The sequence below is a fragment of the Pseudomonas sp. SMV71 genome, assembly GCF_052042015.1.
In the GTDB taxonomy this organism is placed as follows: domain Bacteria; phylum Pseudomonadota; class Gammaproteobacteria; order Pseudomonadales; family Pseudomonadaceae; genus Aquipseudomonas.
In genome coordinates this window covers 75,570-93,502 of record NZ_JBKGGU010000004.1, presented here as the reverse complement: position 1 = coordinate 93,502, position 17,933 = coordinate 75,570, and the positions used below count along the sequence as shown (strand labels likewise).

18 protein-coding genes are annotated in these 17,933 nt (G+C 58.6%); 10 read left to right on the top strand and 8 right to left on the bottom strand.

Features of this window, described 5'->3' with window-relative positions:
• Positions 1–9 precede the first annotated feature (9 nt).
• Genes ACLEJQ_RS05035 through ACLEJQ_RS05015 form a run of 5 tightly spaced genes read right to left on the bottom strand, consistent with a single transcriptional unit; the run spans position 10 to position 4,170 of the window.
• Positions 10–282: a DUF2160 domain-containing protein gene (locus ACLEJQ_RS05035; protein WP_440792751.1), complete on the bottom strand. Its 273-nt coding sequence runs from the start codon at positions 280–282 to the stop codon at positions 10–12.
• A gap of 10 nt (positions 283–292) precedes the next feature.
• The gene (locus tag ACLEJQ_RS05030) at positions 293–1,093 is read right to left on the bottom strand and encodes a carbohydrate ABC transporter permease (RefSeq protein ID WP_440792749.1); all 801 of its coding nucleotides are present in this window, start codon (positions 1,091–1,093) and stop codon (positions 293–295) included.
• Positions 1,094–1,103: 10 nt separating this feature from the next.
• Entirely contained in the window at positions 1,104–1,970 is an 867-nt protein-coding gene (locus ACLEJQ_RS05025; protein ID WP_440792747.1) for a carbohydrate ABC transporter permease, read from the bottom strand.
• Entirely contained in the window at positions 1,967–3,076 is a 1,110-nt protein-coding gene (locus ACLEJQ_RS05020) for an ABC transporter ATP-binding protein (RefSeq protein WP_440792746.1), read from the bottom strand. The genes ACLEJQ_RS05025 and ACLEJQ_RS05020 overlap by 4 nt, the downstream gene beginning before the upstream one ends.
• Complete coding sequence (locus ACLEJQ_RS05015) at positions 3,076–4,170, bottom strand: ABC transporter ATP-binding protein (protein WP_440792745.1); 1,095 nt, start codon at positions 4,168–4,170, stop codon at positions 3,076–3,078. Before ACLEJQ_RS05015 ends, ACLEJQ_RS05020 begins: the two co-directional genes overlap by 1 nt.
• 418 nt (positions 4,171–4,588) lie before the next feature.
• Here ACLEJQ_RS05015 and ACLEJQ_RS05010 point away from each other — a divergent pair, with 418 nt between their 5' ends.
• Positions 4,589–6,439: a sigma-54-dependent Fis family transcriptional regulator gene (locus ACLEJQ_RS05010; protein ID WP_440792744.1), complete on the top strand. Its 1,851-nt coding sequence runs from the start codon at positions 4,589–4,591 to the stop codon at positions 6,437–6,439.
• Between the two features lie 114 nt (positions 6,440–6,553).
• On the opposite strand, the gene ACLEJQ_RS05005 is transcribed toward ACLEJQ_RS05010, so the two are convergent.
• Positions 6,554–7,051: an anti-virulence regulator CigR family protein gene (locus ACLEJQ_RS05005; protein ID WP_440792742.1), complete on the bottom strand. Its 498-nt coding sequence runs from the start codon at positions 7,049–7,051 to the stop codon at positions 6,554–6,556.
• A gap of 500 nt (positions 7,052–7,551) precedes the next feature.
• Between ACLEJQ_RS05005 and ACLEJQ_RS05000 the strand changes: the two genes are divergently transcribed.
• From ACLEJQ_RS05000 to ACLEJQ_RS04965, 8 genes are all read left to right on the top strand, one after another.
• On the top strand, positions 7,552–9,090 hold the full coding sequence (locus ACLEJQ_RS05000) for a class I adenylate-forming enzyme family protein (RefSeq protein WP_440792740.1): 1,539 nt from the start codon (positions 7,552–7,554) through the stop codon (positions 9,088–9,090).
• An 18-nt stretch (positions 9,091–9,108) separates the two neighbouring features.
• Positions 9,109–10,140, top strand: coding sequence for a class I SAM-dependent methyltransferase (locus ACLEJQ_RS04995; RefSeq protein WP_440792738.1), 1,032 nt, complete (start codon positions 9,109–9,111; stop codon positions 10,138–10,140).
• Positions 10,133–11,320, top strand: a complete 1,188-nt coding sequence (locus ACLEJQ_RS04990; RefSeq protein ID WP_440792737.1) for a hypothetical protein — start codon at positions 10,133–10,135, stop codon at positions 11,318–11,320. The genes ACLEJQ_RS04995 and ACLEJQ_RS04990 overlap by 8 nt, the downstream gene beginning before the upstream one ends.
• 19 nt (positions 11,321–11,339) lie before the next feature.
• Positions 11,340–11,726, top strand: a complete 387-nt coding sequence (locus ACLEJQ_RS04985; protein WP_440792735.1) for an ectoine synthase — start codon at positions 11,340–11,342, stop codon at positions 11,724–11,726.
• Between the two features lie 38 nt (positions 11,727–11,764).
• Complete coding sequence (locus ACLEJQ_RS04980) at positions 11,765–12,973, top strand: MFS transporter (protein ID WP_440792733.1); 1,209 nt, start codon at positions 11,765–11,767, stop codon at positions 12,971–12,973.
• 257 nt (positions 12,974–13,230) lie between these two features.
• The gene (locus ACLEJQ_RS04975) at positions 13,231–13,431 is read left to right on the top strand and encodes a hypothetical protein (protein WP_440792731.1); all 201 of its coding nucleotides are present in this window, start codon (positions 13,231–13,233) and stop codon (positions 13,429–13,431) included.
• Between the two features lie 297 nt (positions 13,432–13,728).
• Positions 13,729–16,056: a hypothetical protein gene (locus ACLEJQ_RS04970; protein ID WP_440792729.1), complete on the top strand. Its 2,328-nt coding sequence runs from the start codon at positions 13,729–13,731 to the stop codon at positions 16,054–16,056.
• Positions 16,057–16,209: 153 nt separating this feature from the next.
• Positions 16,210–16,386, top strand: a complete 177-nt coding sequence (locus ACLEJQ_RS04965; RefSeq protein ID WP_440792727.1) for a DUF3606 domain-containing protein — start codon at positions 16,210–16,212, stop codon at positions 16,384–16,386.
• Positions 16,387–16,719: 333 nt separating this feature from the next.
• Here ACLEJQ_RS04965 and ACLEJQ_RS04960 read toward each other — a convergent pair whose 3' ends face one another.
• Positions 16,720–16,929, bottom strand: coding sequence for a hypothetical protein (locus tag ACLEJQ_RS04960; protein WP_440792725.1), 210 nt, complete (start codon positions 16,927–16,929; stop codon positions 16,720–16,722).
• Positions 16,930–17,121: 192 nt separating this feature from the next.
• On the opposite strand from ACLEJQ_RS04960, the gene ACLEJQ_RS04955 reads away from it, so the two are divergent.
• Positions 17,122–17,583 carry an HD domain-containing protein gene (locus ACLEJQ_RS04955; RefSeq protein ID WP_440792723.1) on the top strand — a complete coding sequence of 154 codons (462 nt, stop codon included), beginning with the start codon at positions 17,122–17,124 and terminating at the stop codon, positions 17,581–17,583.
• Here ACLEJQ_RS04955 and ACLEJQ_RS04950 read toward each other — a convergent pair.
• A complete protein-coding gene (locus ACLEJQ_RS04950) occupies positions 17,553–17,888 on the bottom strand; it encodes a hypothetical protein (protein ID WP_440792722.1) in 336 nt (111 codons plus the stop codon). The two genes, ACLEJQ_RS04955 and ACLEJQ_RS04950, sit on opposite strands and share 31 nt — an antisense overlap.
• Between the last annotated feature and the right edge of the window lie 45 nt (positions 17,889–17,933).

The following is a 17,933-nucleotide window of genomic DNA, read 5'->3' as shown; positions in this document are numbered from 1 at the left end:
GCCTTGCGACTAGCCCCACCGCATCACTGCCAACAGCCACACCAAAGACAACGCGAACGCTATCCAGATGCTCCAGTCGGTGGCGCCTATCACCATCAGGTGCAGGTAGGCGCTACCGAGAAGACCGATAAACAACCGATCGCCACGGGTGGTGGTGATCGGCAGGAAACCACGCCGAGGAATGCTCGGCGACCGAAACTCCCACGTGGTCATGCCGGCCAGCAGCAAGGCAATGACCCCAAAGAACGCCGCCGTGGGGACGGTCCAGTTCATCCATTCCATCATCGACTCCTCAGACCCGGCCCAGGGCAAAGCCCTTGGCCACATGGTTACGAACGAACCAGATCACCAGCATGCCCGGCAGGATAGTCAACACCCCTGCCGCCGCCAGCACCCCCCAATCGATCCCCGAGGCCGACACGGTCCGCGTCATCACCGCGGCGATCGGCTTGGCGTTGACCGAGGTCAGCGTGCGCGCCAGCAGCAGTTCGACCCAGGAAAACATAAAGCAGAAGAACGCCGTGACGCCGATGCCGGAGCCGATCAACGGGACGAAGATCTTCACGAAAAACTTGGGGAAACTGTAGCCGTCAATGTAGGCCGTCTCGTCGATTTCTTTTGGCACCCCGGACATGAAGCCTTCGAGGATCCACACCGCCAGCGGCACGTTGAACAGGCAGTGGGCCAGGGCCACGGCAATGTGGGTGTCGAACAGGCCGATGGACGAGTACAGCTGGAAGAACGGCAACAGGAACACTGCCGGCGGCGCCATTCGGTTGGTCAACAGCCAGAAGAACAGATGCTTGTCCCCCAGGAACCGGTAGCGCGAGAACGCATAGGCCGCCGGCAGCGCCACGGCCAGGGAAATCACCGTGTTCAGGCTCACGTAGTACAACGAGTTCAGATAGCCGGTGTACCAGCTCGGGTCGGTGAAGATCACCTTGTAGTTGTGGAAGGTGAACGCCTGCGGCCACAGGGTCAGGCTGCCGAGGATCTCGGTGTTGCTCTTGAACGACATGTTCAGCAGCCAGTAGATGGGCACCAGCAGGAACAGGATGTAGATCAGCAGCGCAATCAGCTTTCTCTTGTTCATGGGACGGGCCTCAACGGTTGGCGTCGGAGTGCGTCATGGCGGTATAGAACAGCCACGACACCAACAGAATGATCAGGAAGTACACCAGGGAAAACGCCGCCGCCGGGCCCAGGTCGAACTGACCGATAGCCATCTGCGTCAAGGTCTGGCTGAGGAATGTGGTGGCGTTGCCCGGCCCGCCGCCGGTGAGCACGAACGGTTCGGTGTAGATCATGAAGCTGTCCATGAAGCGCAGCATCACAGCAATCAGCAGCACGCTCTTCATCTTCGGCAACTGGATGTGCCGGAACACCGCCCAGTTCGAAGCCCGGTCGATCCGCGCCGCCTGGTAGTACACATCCGGAATCGCCCGCAGCCCCGAGTAGCAGAGCAAGGCCACCAGCGACGTCCAGTGCCAGACGTCCATCACCAGCACCGTGACCCAGGCGTCCATGGTGTTGGCCGCATAGTTGTAGTTGATGCCCAGGCTGTTGAGCGTCGAGCCCAGCAAACCAATGTCGGCGCGACCGAAAATCTGCCAGATGGTGCCCACCACGTTCCATGGGATCAGCAGCGGAATCGCCAGGATGATCAACACCAGCGACGACCACTTGCCCTTGGTCGGCATGGTCAGCGCGATGGCGATGCCCAGAGGGATTTCGATCAGCAGCACACACGCCGAATAGATGAACTGACGCAGCAGCGAATCGTGCAGCCGTGGGTCCATCAGCACCTGCTTGTACCAGTCGGCACCGACGAAGTAACGGCTGGACTGGTCGAAGATGTCCTGCACCGAATAGTTGACCACCGTCATCATCGGGATCACGGCACTGAAGGCCACCAGCAGGAACACCGGCAATACCAGCCACCAGGCCTTGTTGTTCTGCACCTTGTTCATGGCTGCACCTCGCTCAACGGTTCCAGCAGGTATTCATCGGCATAGACCATCAGCCATTGCGCCGGAAAACTGATGTACGCCGTGCCCTCGGGCACCGGTTTGTCCTCGGCCAGGCGCACTTTCAACGGCGCGCCATCGAGGTTCAGGGTCAGGATCTTGTAAGTGCCCAGGTCTTCGACGTGGACGACTTCGGCGCGCATCGCGTCGTCGTATGGCCCGTCCCAGACGTGAATGAACTCCGGACGGATGCCGACCTTCAGGCGCTTGCCCTGCGCCTCGGCCACCCGCTGTTGCAGGGTCGCGGAGAGCGGCAAATGGGTCGAGGCAAAGCCCACGCCACCGGGTTGCGCCGTGACCTCGATCAGGTTCATGCCGGGGCTGCCAATGAAATATCCGACGAAGGTGTGGCTCGGGCGCTCGAACAAATCACGGGGCGTACCGAACTGCACGATCTGGCCGCCATACATCACGGCGATCTTGTCGGCGAAGGTGGAGGCCTCCAACTGATCGTGGGTGACGTAAACCATGGTGATGTTGAACTGCTCGTGGATCTGCTTGAGCTTGCGCCGCAGCTTCCATTTCAGGTGCGGGTCGATCACCGTCAAAGGTTCGTCGAACAGGATCGCCGACACGTCGTCGCGCACCAGCCCACGGCCCATGGAGACTTTCTGTTTTTCATCGGCGGTGAGGTTGCGGGCTTTCTTGTCCAGCAGGTTCTGCAGGTCGAGCACCTCGGCAATTTCCTGCACCTTGGTATGGACTTTCGGCTCGGCCATGCCTTGGTTGCGCAGCGGGAACGCGAGGTTGTCGAACACCGTCATGGTGTCGTAGACCACCGGGAACTGGAACACCTGGGCAATGTTGCGCCGCTCCGGGCTCAGCTCGTTGACGACCTTGCCGTCGAACTTCACCTGGCCCTCTGAGGGGCTGAGAAGACCGGATATGATGTTGAGCAACGTGGATTTACCGCAACCCGATGGGCCGAGCAACGCATAGGCGCCGCCCTGCTCCCAGACGTGGTTCATTTCGCGGATCGCGTAATCCTCGGGGCCCGCCGGAGTGCTGGTATAGCTGTGGGCGAGGTTCTGCAAATGAATTTCAGCCATCAGGCAACCCTCGCGATGCGCTGGCCCGGCGCCTGGACCAACTTGCCCTGGGCGTCGAAGACAAACAGTTTGTGGGTCGGGATGTAGATGCGGATCGGCGCATCCACGTCGTACTCGTGAACACCTGGCAGGTGCAGCACCAGCAGGAAATGTTCGTTACGCACGTGCAGGAAGGTTTCCGAACCGCTGATTTCAGCGACCTCGACGGTGACCGCCAGCTCCAGGTCATCGTCGTTGCTCGGCACCAGGGAAATATGGCTGGGCCGCACACCGAAGCGGAACTCGCCCTCGCCCACTGGCCGCAGGTCGACGTTCAGCGGGAAGTGCACGAAATTGGCGAAGCTCACCTCATTGCCGGCAATGCGCCCCGGCATCAGGTTGATCGGTGGTTCGGAGAACAGCTCGGCGGCCAGCACGGTTTGTGGCTGGTGGTAGACCGAGGACGACTTGCCGCTCTGGATCACCCGCCCTTCATGCAGGATCGTGGTCGTACCGCCCAAGGCCAAGGCCTCGTTGGGTTCGGTGGTGGCGTAGACAGCAATGGTATGGCGCGCCTGGAACAGTTCACGCATCTCCTGGCGCAGCTCTTCGCGCAGTTTGTAGTCCAGGTTCACCAGCGGCTCATCGAACAGGATCAGCTCGGCGTCCTTGACCAGCGCCCGGGCCATGGCCGTGCGCTGTTGCTGGCCGCCGGACAATTCCAGAGGATGACGCTTGAGGAATTTCTCGATCCGCAGCATCCGCGCGGTTTCCAGCACCTTGCTCTGGATCACCTCATCGGAGACACCGGCCTGGCGCAACGGCGAGGCGATGTTTTCGAAAACGGTCATGGTCGGGTAATTGATGAACTGCTGATAGACCATCGACACGTTACGCAGCCGCACGGGCTTGTTCGTGACGTCGACGCCGTTCATCAGCACGCGTCCGCTGTCGGGCTTGTCCAACCCGGCCATCAGCCGCATGAGGCTGGTCTTGCCGGACAGCGTACGGCCCAGCAGGACGTTGAAGGATCCGGGTTCGAAACTCAGATTGGCATCGTCGATCCAGGTCTGGCCTTCGACGGTGCGACAGATGTGCTCAAGCTTTAATGACATGGCTCGGCCTTTTTATTATTTGGAGTCAAGCGGCCCACGTGCAAAAGCGAAAGCCATGCCAGAAATTGCAAACCCTTGATCTGGCTGTATTTACCTGAAATCCGTCAGGAAAAAGTGTTCGTTGATGAACGAAAGTGAACAACTCAGGCTGAACAACTGAACAGTCCGAGCGTTGACAATGAACAAATTTGAACAACACTGAAGGAAGGCATACCGGGCCGGCTATGATCCCCTGTGGGAGCGAGCCTGCTCGCGATAGCGGTGTGTCAGCGCCGATAATGTTGACTGACCCAACGCCATCGCGAGCAGGCTCGCTCCCACAGGGGGAATGTGCATTAAGTGATATCCAGACCTGCCCCAGCACAAGGAGGATGTGCGAGACTCACCCAACAATAAAAAGCTCCTGCGAGAGTGCCCCATGGCCGCACCTGCTCCTGCCTTGTCCCACGAGGCCATCATCCAGGCTTCCTGGTCCCGTTGCCGCGCCTTTGGCCTGAGCCATCAGAGCGTGCCGTCCTTCGACCCGCTGCCCGCCGAAGGCATTGCCCAGTTGCTGGAGAGCCAGCATTCACTGGTGCAGACCACCCACCAGGAAGTGCTGCCGTATTACGAAAACATCCTGAGCAACTCCAACTGCCTGATCATGCTGGCCGACAACCAGGGCCAGGTGCTTACCTCGTGGGGCACCCAACGCTTCATCGAACCGAAATTGGCCCATGGCTTCAGCGCCGGGGCAAGCTGGATGGAGCGCTGCACCGGCACCAACGCCATCGGCACCGCGCTGGCCTGCGAGCAGGCCGTGCACATCGAGCACGATGAACACTTCCTCAAAGCCAACCGGTTCATGACCGGTTCGGCCGCGCCGATCTTCGATGCCGAACGCAAGGTCATCGCCGTGCTGGATGTTTCCAGCGACAGCTACCTGCCGCCCTCTCACACCCTGGGCATGGTCAAGATGATGAGCCAGACCGTGGAGAACCGGCTGATCCTGAACCTGTTTCGCGGCGAACACTTCCAGCTGACTTTCAACACCGGTTTGAACAACCTCGACAGCCAATGGGCCGGATTACTGATTTTCGATGAAACCGGCCAGGTGCTGTCCGCCAACCGCCGGGCCGACAACCTGCTGGGTCTGAGCCTGTCCAGGGTGAGCATCGAAAGCCTGTTCAAAGTCTCGCTGATGGAGCTGCTGAACCAGCCCGACGGCCTGCCCTTCTCCTTGCAAGCTTCGGGACGCAACCGCTTCCAATGCCTGCTCAAGCGCCCGAGCCAGTTGTCGATCAAGCCGCGGGTGTTTGCCGAGCCCCCACCCACACCGGCTCCGGCGCCCGCCAGCAACGTCATCAACCTCAACACCCTGCATTTTGGTGACAGCCGCGTAGAAAAGGCCGTGCGCCAGGCCGAACGTTTGCTGGAAAAAGACATTCCGTTGCTGATCCATGGCGAGACCGGCGTCGGCAAGGAAGTGTTCGTCAAGGCCCTGCACCAGGCCAGCTCGCGCTGCAAGCAGGCGTTCATCGCAGTCAACTGCGCGGCGATCCCCGCCGAGCTGGTGGAGTCGGAACTGTTCGGTTACGAAAAAGGCGCCTTCACCGGCGCCAACCAGAAAGGCAGCATCGGCCTGATTCGCAAGGCCGACCGTGGCACGCTGTTTCTCGACGAGATCGGCGACATGCCGCTGCCGACCCAGGCCCGGCTGCTGCGGGTATTGCAGGAGCGCTGCGTGCAACCGGTGGGCAGCGCCGAGCTGTTCCCGGTGGACATCCGCATCATTTCCGCCACCAACCGTTTGCTACGTGAACAGGTGCAACTGGGCCGGTTCCGGGAAGATCTGTACTACCGCATCGGCGGCCTGACCCTGGAATTGCCACCGCTGCGCGAGCGTAGCGACAAGCAGGCCCTGTTCAGACGCCTGTGGGAACACCACCGCGAACCGACCCAATGGGCCGGCTTGAGCCGCGAGGTCCTGGAGCTGTTCGAGCGCCATCCGTGGCCGGGCAACCTGCGCCAGGTCAGCAGCGTGCTGCAAGTGGCCCTGGCGATGGCCGAGGAACAGCCGATCCGCCCGGAACACCTGCCGGACGACTTCTTCGTCGACCTGGAAATGGAGCCGGTCGACACCCCCGAACCGCTGGCGGTGGACTTGAACGATGCCGAAGACTTGAACAGGCAGTTGCAGGCCGTCGGCGGGAATATTTCACACCTGGCGCGACGGCTGGGGGTCAGCCGCAACACCTTGTACAAGCGCCTGCGCCAACTTGAAAACTGATACGAAACCTGCTCGCGATAGCGTCAGCTCAGCCGATAATGCAGCAACTGACGGACCGTCATCACGAGCAGACTCGCTCCCACATAAGGTTCGCTTCACCGACTGGCCAACGCGTCAGTCGAACGCGCCGCTCAGCACTTCATAGATAATGCCGCTGGCAATCGCCACCAGAATCAGGTCGGTGCCTGCCTGGCGCCATTCGTAGCCATCGTAGTGCGGCAACCGACCCAATAAGCGACCGTCCAGTTTCTTTGCGATACCGGGAGGCAACGGCTTGCCTCGGGCGAGGTTTTTCTGAATGCCCGGAGGCAGTGCGGGGCCCGGGCTCCAGTAATCCCGATAGCCGCCGATCACATTGATGATGCCGCCTCGATCAATGCTGGGGCCGTTGTGCCAATCGCCGCCGCCCTTGCCGCCCTGATTCCCCTTGTTGCCAGGATTGCCCTGCCCACCCTTGTTGCCCGGTCCACCCTGGCCTCCTTGCCCATGACCCTGGCCATGGTCGAACTGTGCGTTGCCCTTGCCGTTGCCTGGATCCGCCATGGCAACTTCGGAACCTGCCACCAGGGCCAGGCAGGTAAAAGCTGCAATCAACGAACGTGATGTAAGCATGGTCATTCTCTTGAGAAAGGGAGATACCCCTAAATGTAGACGATCAGTACGGTCATTGGGTGCACGCCGCCAGAACCCTGTACGAGGCCCGGACGCCAAGGCGACGTGCCATTTACCCTCAGCGTTCGTTCTACGGGTGTTCAAGATTATTCTTACTTGTATAGAAGATCGGTCTTTAGGCAATTTCTCACATTTTTTCGCTTCTTCATTATTGTCACGACACCGTGACAAAAACCTTGCACCAACACGACTCGACACGCTTGACAGTCAAACTTGCGAATGGAACTATCAGGCCGACTTCGAGCTTCAGCTTCATCATGGATGGCAATAAAAATAACAAGGAGTTCACGCTATGCCACCTCTCGCTGCCGCGCTGTATATCGCTTCTGAATATTCATCCCACTCCTGTACAGGCGCGTGTTTTTTCTCGCCTCGTATCACCGCCCAGGTAAATCCTCGACTCAATTGAAACAACAGGCAGTTAATGCAAGGGATCGCTGATGCCTCTTTTTCATCATTTCTTTGAAAATAATGCCCGTCGTACACCTGGCAAATCCGCCCTGGTGATCGATGGCGTCCACACGCGCTACGACGCCCTGGAAAAACGCGCCACATCGATCGCAGCCTTGTTGATCAAGTGCGGCGTCAAGCGCGGCGACCGTGTAGCGCTGTACTCTCGAATCAGCGCGGACCTGGTCGCGGCTTTTCTGGGTGTCTTGAAAATCGGCGCCATTACTGTCGCGACGCACCCCACCTACAGCCGCAGTAAACTGCTCTATCAACTCGAACATACCGATGCCCGGGTATTGCTCACTGATCGCTACGAGGATCCTGAAGCCCTGGCCTCGGCGGCGGACCTGCAGACGTTGCTTGTCTTCGGTTCACTCCAGGACCTCCCGGCGGACGCTTCCAGTCTTGAAAAGGCCTTGCAAGCGTTGGCTCCGGAAGATCTGGAGGAGCCCTTTCCCGCTGTCGACGAACGCTTGCCGACCTCGATCTTCTATACCTCCGGGTCCACCTTCAATCCCAAGGGCGTAGTGGTCAACCACGCCATCATGATCGCCGCAGCGACCAGCGTCATCGAGTACCTGGGCAATACCGCCAGCGATGTCATCCTCAGTTATTCGACCCTGGCTTCCGACTACGGCGTCTACAACATCATGATGCCGTTGTTCTTTGGCGGCACTGCGGTAATCGAAAGCCAACCTGCCCACTGTGCCGTTGACGTGCTCAACGTGATCAGACGGGAACAGGTAACCGGCTTGCATGTCTTCCCGCCGGTATTTTTCCTGCTGGCAAGCATGGACGAGCATTGGCAACGGCAATTACCCTCACTTCGTTATATTTCCAGCAGTGGCCAGCCGCTTTATCCGAAACATATCCAACAAATAAGACGGGCACTTCCCAACGTCGATATTTTTTCCAACTACGGTCTTACCGAATGCAAGCGAGTCAGTTATCTGCCCCCCGCCGATATTGCAAGTTATCCCAATTCGGTAGGCAAGCCGCTTAAAGGCGTGCACGCGGTGATCGTCAACGAACATGACGAACCGGTTACAGAGCCGGAAGTGGTCGGCGAACTTCTGGTGAGCAGCGACTATTTGATGCTGGAATACTGGAAGATGCCTGAGGAAACGGCCAAGGCGTTCAAATACAACAGTTTCGGCCGAGACAGACATTACCGTACCGGCGACTTCTTTCGCAGGGATGCGCAAGGTTATCTCTATTACGTCTGCCGCAAGGACGATCTGTTTGCGCGCAATCTCTGGAAAGTGAACCCGCGCGAAATCGAACAATGCCTGGCGTCCCACCCATCGGTCGCCCAAGTCGTGGTGGTTCCCGTTTCCGACGAGTCCGCCGGCTTCGTCCCCAAGGCCTGCGTCGTCCTGGAAGCCGATTGCCAGGACACGACCGAACAGATGTTGTTGGAACACTGCCAAGCGTCGCTGGACTGGCACATGGTGCCGACCCAATGCGTCTTCATGGAGACTTTGCCGAAAACCGACTCGGGAAAGATCACCGCCAAGGGACTGATCTGATATCAGGGAGCGATATAAATGGACGCTGCACAACCGGTCATTTCGTTCAGCCCGGACGAAGACCTGAAAACCAGCTCGATGCTGCATCTGGCCGAGCATTTCCATCGCCTGGCCACCGGAGCGACCCAGGTTCCGGCGCAAGCGCTGACCAGCCATCTGCGGCACGCCATGACGGACGCCGAAGTCGTGGCCTATCACGACCGCCTGGTGGCGGACGCCGGCCCGCTGTTCCTGCACTTTTTGGCGAGCGTTCCGTACATCCTCGAAGAGATGGCGCGTATTGGCGTCGCCCTTACACGACTCTCCCAGGCGCGGCAGGCCACAGAGCCCCGGACCTTCAGTTTTTTCGAGATCGACGCGTTCGACGGTAGCAACGGGCGCGCCCTGGCTGCGCTCTCACAGGGCTTGATCAACACCTTCACCACCTCGCCCAACAAAGCCAACCAACCGCACTTCGACCGGTATGCCGACCCGGCGCGTTCCGTGTTCTATCCCCAGTCGTTCCTGACCCTGCAACCCGGAGTGTTCACCGAGCAGCCTTACAGCCGCTTCAAGGAAGGGTTCGACTACGTCTATGAAACCGCAGCCTTCCAGTTCTATACCCGCGACCGCAAAGCCCAGGTCAACCACATCAAGCCGTTGTTGAAACCTGGAGCCCTGGTGTTTTTTCTTGAAAAGCTCAACCACGCGGACGCTGGGCAGTACCTGGAGCGTGAGCGGAAGAAGGACGATGGCTTCAAGACGCGTTATTTCAGTCAGGAAGAGATCGACTGGAAACGCCGGCAGATGCTGGAGCAAATGCAAAACGGCCAAGTGCTGATGGGTGAGCTCGTCGAAGCATTGTCCAGCCATTTCAAATACGTCTATCTGTTGTGGAACAGCACCAATTTCTATGAGTTTGTTGCCACGGACGATGGAGCCCGACTCGAGCAATTCCTCGCCTTGCTGGGCCCGATCCACCAACCTGAAGGGTTTTGCTTCGAGGCCTCTGCCATCGGCTATCTGAGTCGCGCCCCGCGGCCTGTCGAAGAGGAACGCGCCAATGCGTGAGGACGACATGCACGGCGTCGGCAAGACGATCCGGTCGACGCCCGTGGAACGGGTTCGACAACGCCTGGCGGATTGGCAGCAGCGCGCGGCGGATGCCGAGCAGAATCGAAAACTGAGCCAGATGACGTTTAACGAGCTGTTCGATGACGGGTTGCTTGAACTGGTCTCCCCTCGCCGTCAGTCCCTGGACACGCCCGGCTGGCCCGTGCTGATGGAGACTTCGCGACTGGCCGCCCGCGCCTGCGCTTCGACGGCCTGGATGATCAGCCTGGTCGGTGGGCATGCCGCCATTGCGGGCCGCCTGAGCCAGGCATGCCAGCAGCGGTTGTTCGAGAATGACCGACCGCAGCTGTTCGCTTCCGCATCGGTCGGTCCTGAAAGCCGGTTGTCCCGGGACGCGGACGGGATTCGGGTCAACGGCACCTGGCGCTTCAGCTCGGGGATCGAGCACGCCACCTGGTTATTGCTCAACGCGCCCGTGACCGACCATGACGGAACGCTTGGCTCGGAACGCATGCTGCTGGTGGTGTCGACCCGCGACGTGGAGATATTGGATACGTGGGACACCTGCGGCATGGCCGCCACGGGCTCGCACGATGTATTGCTGCGCGATGTCCGCGTCCCCGCCGGACAGGTGTTCCGTCTTGAGGAGATCTTCGCGCATCGCACAAGCGAACTATCGGACGATTACCTGTACAGCGTGCCCATCGTGCCTTTTATCACCACGTCCCTTCTCGGCCCTGTGCTGGGCTGCGCCGAAGGGGCTTATGCCAGTCATATCGAATCACTGAGACAGCAGAGGATCCCGGCCTCGGCCCAGGCAAGGGAGCGGCTGGCCCACAGCGCCGCGCAATTGTCGGCGGCGACGGCCTTGTACACCACGCTCGTCTCCGGGTTGCACGAGTCCGGCCAGGCACGACGGTCATTGACCACGGACGAATTGCTGCGGCTCAAGCGCGATCGCAGCTATGTGGCGCGGCTTTGCCTTCAAGCCGTCCAGCGCCTGGTCGAACATGCGGGCGCCTCGTCCATGACCCGCCACAACATGCTTCATCGTCATTGGCGCGACCTGCAGGCCATGGTCGCGCACCGGGACGTCCATTGGGACAGCGCCATGCAAGGCTTCGCCGACTTTATCGTCGACGCGCCGGCCAGCGCCCAGATAACTATCGCGCCGTAACACCACCAAGGAGACAGGTATGTTTGTTCGCAACAAATCCGACATCGAAAAAACCGCCCATTTCGTCGAGTGGGGAGCCGGCACCAGCCATCGGCTGCTGACCGAGAAAGACGGCATGGGCTACACCGTGTGCCATACCGTAGTACGCGCCGGGACCGAGTCATTGCTGCACTATCGCAACCATCTCGAAGCCTGCTACTGCATTGCCGGCGAGGGGGAAGTCGAAGACATGGAGGGCAACGTGTATCCGATCCGTCCCGGCGATATCTATGTACTCGACCAGCATGACCGCCATTACCTGCGTGGCGGAAAAGACCAGGACCTGATTCTGGTCAGCGTTTTCAATCCGCCTCTCAGGGGCGACGAGCGACATAACCTCAACGATGCGTCCGGCTCTGCCTATTGAGCTTCGACCGGCTCCCCGCTCCTCGATACGAGAACACCATGCGCAAGGATTACCTGGCCTTTTTCACCTCGATGTTCCTCTCTCGGCTGGCCGATCAGATACTGCTGTTCATCGTCCCGCTGATTGTGTTCCAGACCACCAACAGCGTCTCCTGGGCGGGCCTGGCCTTCTTCGTGGAATCCCTGCCGCGCTACTTGTCGTTTCCGATCTGTGGCGCCCTGTGCGACAAGTTCCCGCCCATCCGTATTCTGCACATCAGCCAGGTCTATCGCGCCGCGGCTTGCGTCGCGGCAGTGGTCCTATATGCAATTTTTGGAGGCATCTACTGGATCGTGGCCCTCTCGGCACTGTGTGGTGTGCTGACCACCCAGGGCATCATGGCCCGCGAAGTGGTGATGCCCTACATATTCAAGCACTACACCTACACCAAGACCTTGTCGTACTCGCAAATCGCCGACCAGACCGGCCTGGTACTGGGCCCGCTGCTCGCCGCGCTGATGCTCGAAGTGTGGGCGTGGCACTGGGTAGTGCTGGCGATTGCCGGTCTGTTCATGCTGGCGGACCTGGCGATGCTGTACTGGCAACGCACCAGCTCGGTCACCCTGGAAACATTCGAGCAACACCACGACCTCTGGCTCAACCCGTTGCGCATCGCCTTCGGCCATATCCGCAATCTGACGGAGCTCAAGAAGGTCATCAGTCTGGCCGTAGGCGTCAACCTGATCATTGGCGTCACCCTGGCGACTTCGGCCGCCATGGTGATCGGCCAATACAGTGCCGGTAAGGATTATTATGCCGGGTTACAGGCGGCGGGGGCCGTAACCACTATCCTCATCCTGTTTTTCCTGGCCCGGGTGACCCTCCCCTCGAAACTCCTGGGCAGCCTGTCCTACTGCCTGATTGTCGCAGGCGCCTTCATCACCGCCTTCAGCCCGCACGCATGGGGCTATGCGGTCGGTTTCCTGCTGATCGTCGGTTTCGACAAGATGTTCAACGTGTACATGCGCAGCATCCGCCAGCGAGTCATTCCGCCTCAGGATTTCGGCAAGACCGTCGGCGTCATGACGCTCCTCAATAACCTGTCGCAACCGCTGGCGGGGCTACTGGTGGCGGTATTGGCTGCGCCTGTTGGAACGCAACGGGTGATTCTGTTACTGGCAGTGCTCAGCAGCCTGATCGGCGTCGTGACCGTTTTGCTTGTAAGACCGACACGCGCGGCGCCTGTCTGCACGGCAGGGACAGACTGACCGAAAGCCCCGGCTCCGACGGGACGGCTTGTATTACCAGTGACTTATTGTTGAGGCATGGTTGATACGTCGTCGGCGTTGTTGACGTCGTTCGGCGCAGTCCGCGTGCGCCATTCGTCACCTGTCGAACGTGGCCCGCACACCGCGACCATGTCTGGCTCAGGGCTTGCACAGGATGCTGTCAGCAGCCCAAGGACGACGTGCGTCTGACGCGGCGGCAATTTATCAATACAGGGTCAGCCAACCGGAGATGTACCGTGTCAACTCTCAACGAAATCGCAGCGAACCACGCGAGAATGGCAAAGGCAAAGGAAGAAGAGTCAATCCGGCTGGGCGAGCTTCATGGGCAGGTCGTGGGTGGATTTGAAGTGGCGTGCGTTGAAGTGAAACAAGCCATACCGCTGCCCTTCATGGTCACGATGCAAGAACAGACGTTTGGTGAGGGAGCGGCGGCATGACCTGATATTCGGTCGAGGGCTCAAGGGGTTTCCGCCCACTTTTCAAGCAGTGGGCATTCCCGCCAGATCGCTACAACAAGCAAAGCCCACTCTCGCAACACTAACCCATCGTAAGTTGACCGTTTGTCGCACCTGTCATACCTGACAGTTAAAAACCGAACATGAGCCAGGCTACATAAGTAGTTACTCATTCAACTCGTCTGTCGCAAAGCTGACCGCCTAATATCCGGAGTACATCGAAACCTGATTTCAACGTTGAGGTAATAACTCGACGTTTCCTGCGTAGGAAGCAGTGCCATGGACCGTCAACTTGAAGAACTGCCTGATCATTCAATTACCGAAGCCAAACTCACACGCCGCCTGTCTGCGCGTATAGGTGCATTGTTTAGTTCCGTTTCCGAAATGCTGGAAGATGTTGATCTTGATTACTCGACACTATCGGCCGGCGACCTCCTTCTAGCGCAGGGCTGGCGTTATGAAGTCATGATCCAGACCGCTGAACCTCATCTTGTAACTGCCGCAGGGTTGAAGCTGCGCGTACTTCCCGACGCATCGGAGCGGATGTCCCTGGCGGCATTCGGTGCAGACGCATCAGGCAACGAGGATTGCTTGCCCGCGCTGCAGAAAGCAGCAAGCGCGGCCAACGAGGCACAAGCGACGCTGGTTGCAAGGGGCCGATTCAAGCTCCTGGGTAACGGCCTGGTTGAACTCACCACCGATTGCGATTTCTCTGGCGCCATATTTGATTGTTCGTCCTGGTCCGGGCGTTTCGTGTTCACCCGACAGAACAGCCCACAGACCTATGGACCGGACTCCCCGGTCGTCCGGCTTTTGATGAGTTCCCAGGATCTGGACGTAGGCTCGTCGCGATTCTCGGGCTGGTTCGGCCGTCCGGAAGTCAGCGACAGCTTTGTCATCATCTACACCGAGCAGGATTTTTATACCTATCGCTCGGAGATAAAAAAACGAATTGAGTTAAACAGAGTCTACAAAGATGGCGTGGTGTGCTCGCCATTAAGATATTCCTTGGCGGGCGTTAACGTATCCTCGGTCAAAGTGTTTCGAATGGAAGAACGACGACGCACGGTCAAGGGATTAACGTTGGATATCCGCAACAATGCCGTGTCGAGTGAATATGTCCGGGTAAGTACCAGCCTGCTCGATCTGGATGTGCGCTTCATCCAGGATGAAAGTATTTATACGCCACGCAATCCAACCTATATTTACTTTTTCGAGTGCTGCCAGGTTACGGCCCGAACGGAAATGCAATGGGCCATCCGCAACGAAAGCTTCAATTATGCCTATAACTTCCAGCTCAATACCTGCTACGACATAGAAGTAACCCCCCGTGCCGACGGTGAAGGATGGGGGGCGACTGGTAATAATCTCTGCCAACGGGTCACCCTGCGAGACGGCGTGCTCAGTCGTGTGGATTTCCATCAGCCGTTCATGGAATGGTTGCGATTGCGCAACATGGTGGTAGGCCACAGCGGGATCCTGGTTACCGCGCTGGGCAATCTGGACCTCGACACGGTCACCTTCCACGCCCGAAGCATGGCGCTTCGCAGTGACGGGTTCGTCAAAGGAAGAGGCGACACGGGAGGCTTCTGCGATGGCGACCTCTTGATGCGTAACATTACGATCATCAGCCACAGAGCGGTCGGCGACCTGGAGCTGCTCCTGCATTCGCAAAGCCCTGGCACAGCAAAACCCGCGGGAACCCCGATCGACTATCGATTCTGGCGCAGGATCATCGTCGAGGGTCTTCAATATCGATCCCAGTTGAATGTGCCCCAACGGCTCTGGGTCAGGCCTGGCCGAATTCAATTCATCGATGCTTCCATCGCAGTTTGCGAAGAGTTCACCCTCCACAACGCCCATGGCAGCGGCCTGAGTGTGGACGTCAACCTCAATGACAGGCTCCCCTCGAAGCCGTCCATGTTCGCGCTCAAGCTCGACCTGGAAAACATCGTGGGGGAATCCATTGCTACTCAGGGCGATAACACGAATTTGCGGATCATTGCGTCCATCAGAAATTGCCGTGGCTTTGGCCAGGAAGACGGGATCGCCTTCAAGCCACAGGCGCCGGGCGAATACACCATGACTGGCGGTTGCGTCTCAAGAATCGACTGCTCAGCCCCCCAGCCACCCGTTGCGCCTGTCCTGCTCCAGACGTATGGCGCATTGCTCATTGATACTGACGATGATCAGGACTGGGTCAGTGCCGGACAGAACTGCGATATCCGTTTGATCGATTGCACATTCAGGGTACGGGTGCAGGACAGGCTTGCAACACTCCTGGGTGCATTGCTGGAGCGCCCGAAATTCTTCATCAACAACAGCAGGAAACTCTGGCCTCTCGGCGAGGACCTGCATGGCAAGCCAGGAGACCTCGAGCTACCGCACCCCCCGCGAGAGGGACAAAAAGTCAGGCTGGTCATGGGGTACACCAGTAACTCGACTGTAACCGAAGTGGAGTTGCTCATACCCGCCGTAGGGGGACGTACGGTCTTTGCCGGCTTTCATGAGGACGATGAACCAGGCCTGGGCATCCTGCATCGCATCACCGAGACCACTCTCGCCGTTTCCGGCGATGTCTGGTTCAGGTACTTGCGTCTTGGATGACAGCAAACTCGGCGCTGCCAGGCGGCGAGCGACCTGCGGACTGATCGCGATGAACCGAAGAACCTTCGGCAATGATCTGGCACAAATCGTTAAGCCCAGCGGTCTACCTTGTTGTCGCCTGGCGATCCCAGGCCTTATGCAAGGAACGAAGCAATGACTGATAACTTGAGCAACCGCGGCCCCCAGGACCGGAACCGCATCAATACTTCCGAAGAATGGGAATTGAAGTACTGGACGAAGGAGCTCGGGGTCAATGAAGACCAGTTAAAGGCTGCCGTAAAGGCGGTTGGACCGATGGTGGTAGATGTTCGCAAGCACCTGGGTCAATGAGCACCTCGAGCCCTACGCATGACGTGGGGCTCCTTGATAAACCGCTGGAATCCGCCAAATAGAAAAAATGAATTATTGCTGAAGGCCCTCGGTCAAGAATTATGAATGCAGTCAACGCAGTGACGCAGTATCTGACGAGGTAACAGCAATGACTATCGAAGCAGAAACACTCGTACAACTGACCGAGGCACTTCAGGACCGTGGGATGGTGATGGTTTGCGATGTAGCTTTCACACGAGCCCCGTACAGACAGAATCATCGCTGGGTTTGCATCGTAGAGTAGACGCCGCGCCGGTGGCCAGGATCCGGTTATCCAAAGCGCTTTGAGGGCGGCTATGAACCGTCCTCCTGAACCTCACCAATCCTGAGCTCGCGCACGCCACCTGGGGCGGCGAAACGAACCACCGCTGCCTTTCCCTGGGCCAAGGCATGGAGATGGTCGATCAGCGCTCGGTGAGTCTCGGCGCGCATGATGATCTTGTAGCCGTGCGCTTTATAGAGCGTCCACCTCCCCTCTTCGAATTCGATCCTGTAGACATCCATACCGGGTGCTCCGAACGTGTTAAAGATAGATGACCGGCCGACCGTCGCGTTCCACGTTTATGCCGGGCGGAAGAAACCAGTGTCGGAAAGTTGCACCAGCACCCCATCAAGACATTCGCTACGATGTCCCGTGAAGCGGTCACACTGAAGAGCGTGGCGCGCTGAGAAAATGAGAATTAGGCGAGACAGCTCATGAGTACGCTTGAAAAGGCCATATCCATTGCAGCACAGGCCCACGAAGGGCAAATCGATAAAGGTGGCTCACCCTATATCTTGCATCCGCTGAAAGTCATGCTGCGCCTGAGGGGTGACGAAGAGCAAATGGTGGCGGTGCTGCATGACGTGATCGAAGACACCGAGGTAACGCTCGCCGACCTGCGCAATGCAGGCTTCAGCGAAGCCGTCCTGGTCGCCATTGAATCCCTGACCAAACGCGAAGACGAGACTTACCAGGCCTTTATCCAGCGTGCGGCACATAATCCGCTGGCCCGCCGGGTGAAGTTGGCTGACCTTGCGGAGAATAGTGATTTGTCTCGGATCGAGCACCCAGGTCCGAAAGACCTGGAGCGGGTGGAGAAATATCGCAAGGCCAGCGAATACCTGGCCCGGTTGGAGCAGGCCAACTACAACGGACAAGTCCCGATAACCGAATAGTCTGGACTGGAAGATGAGATTTGCACCGCCCAACCCTTGGCGAAAACCAATTCGTTCTGCTCGACAAGTGCGCTGATTTGCGGACAGAGTTTTTGGGCGTCTTCGGCAGAGCCGTCTATGACAATGTTGACCGTCCGGCTCTTGGCCGAGAACTCCGAAGCCTGGGTCAAGGCGTCGAGGCCATCGAGTATTCTGCAGAGCGTTGATGCGCTCTCTTCAGACTCATCCACCGCGCTGCTGTAAGCAGTCTGAACAGTTAACACACTCAGCAGACATAACGCGCACGCCACTAACTTGCTTGTCACTTACGTGCTCCTTGTTCAACTCAGGAAATCGGCTCATGGATCGCC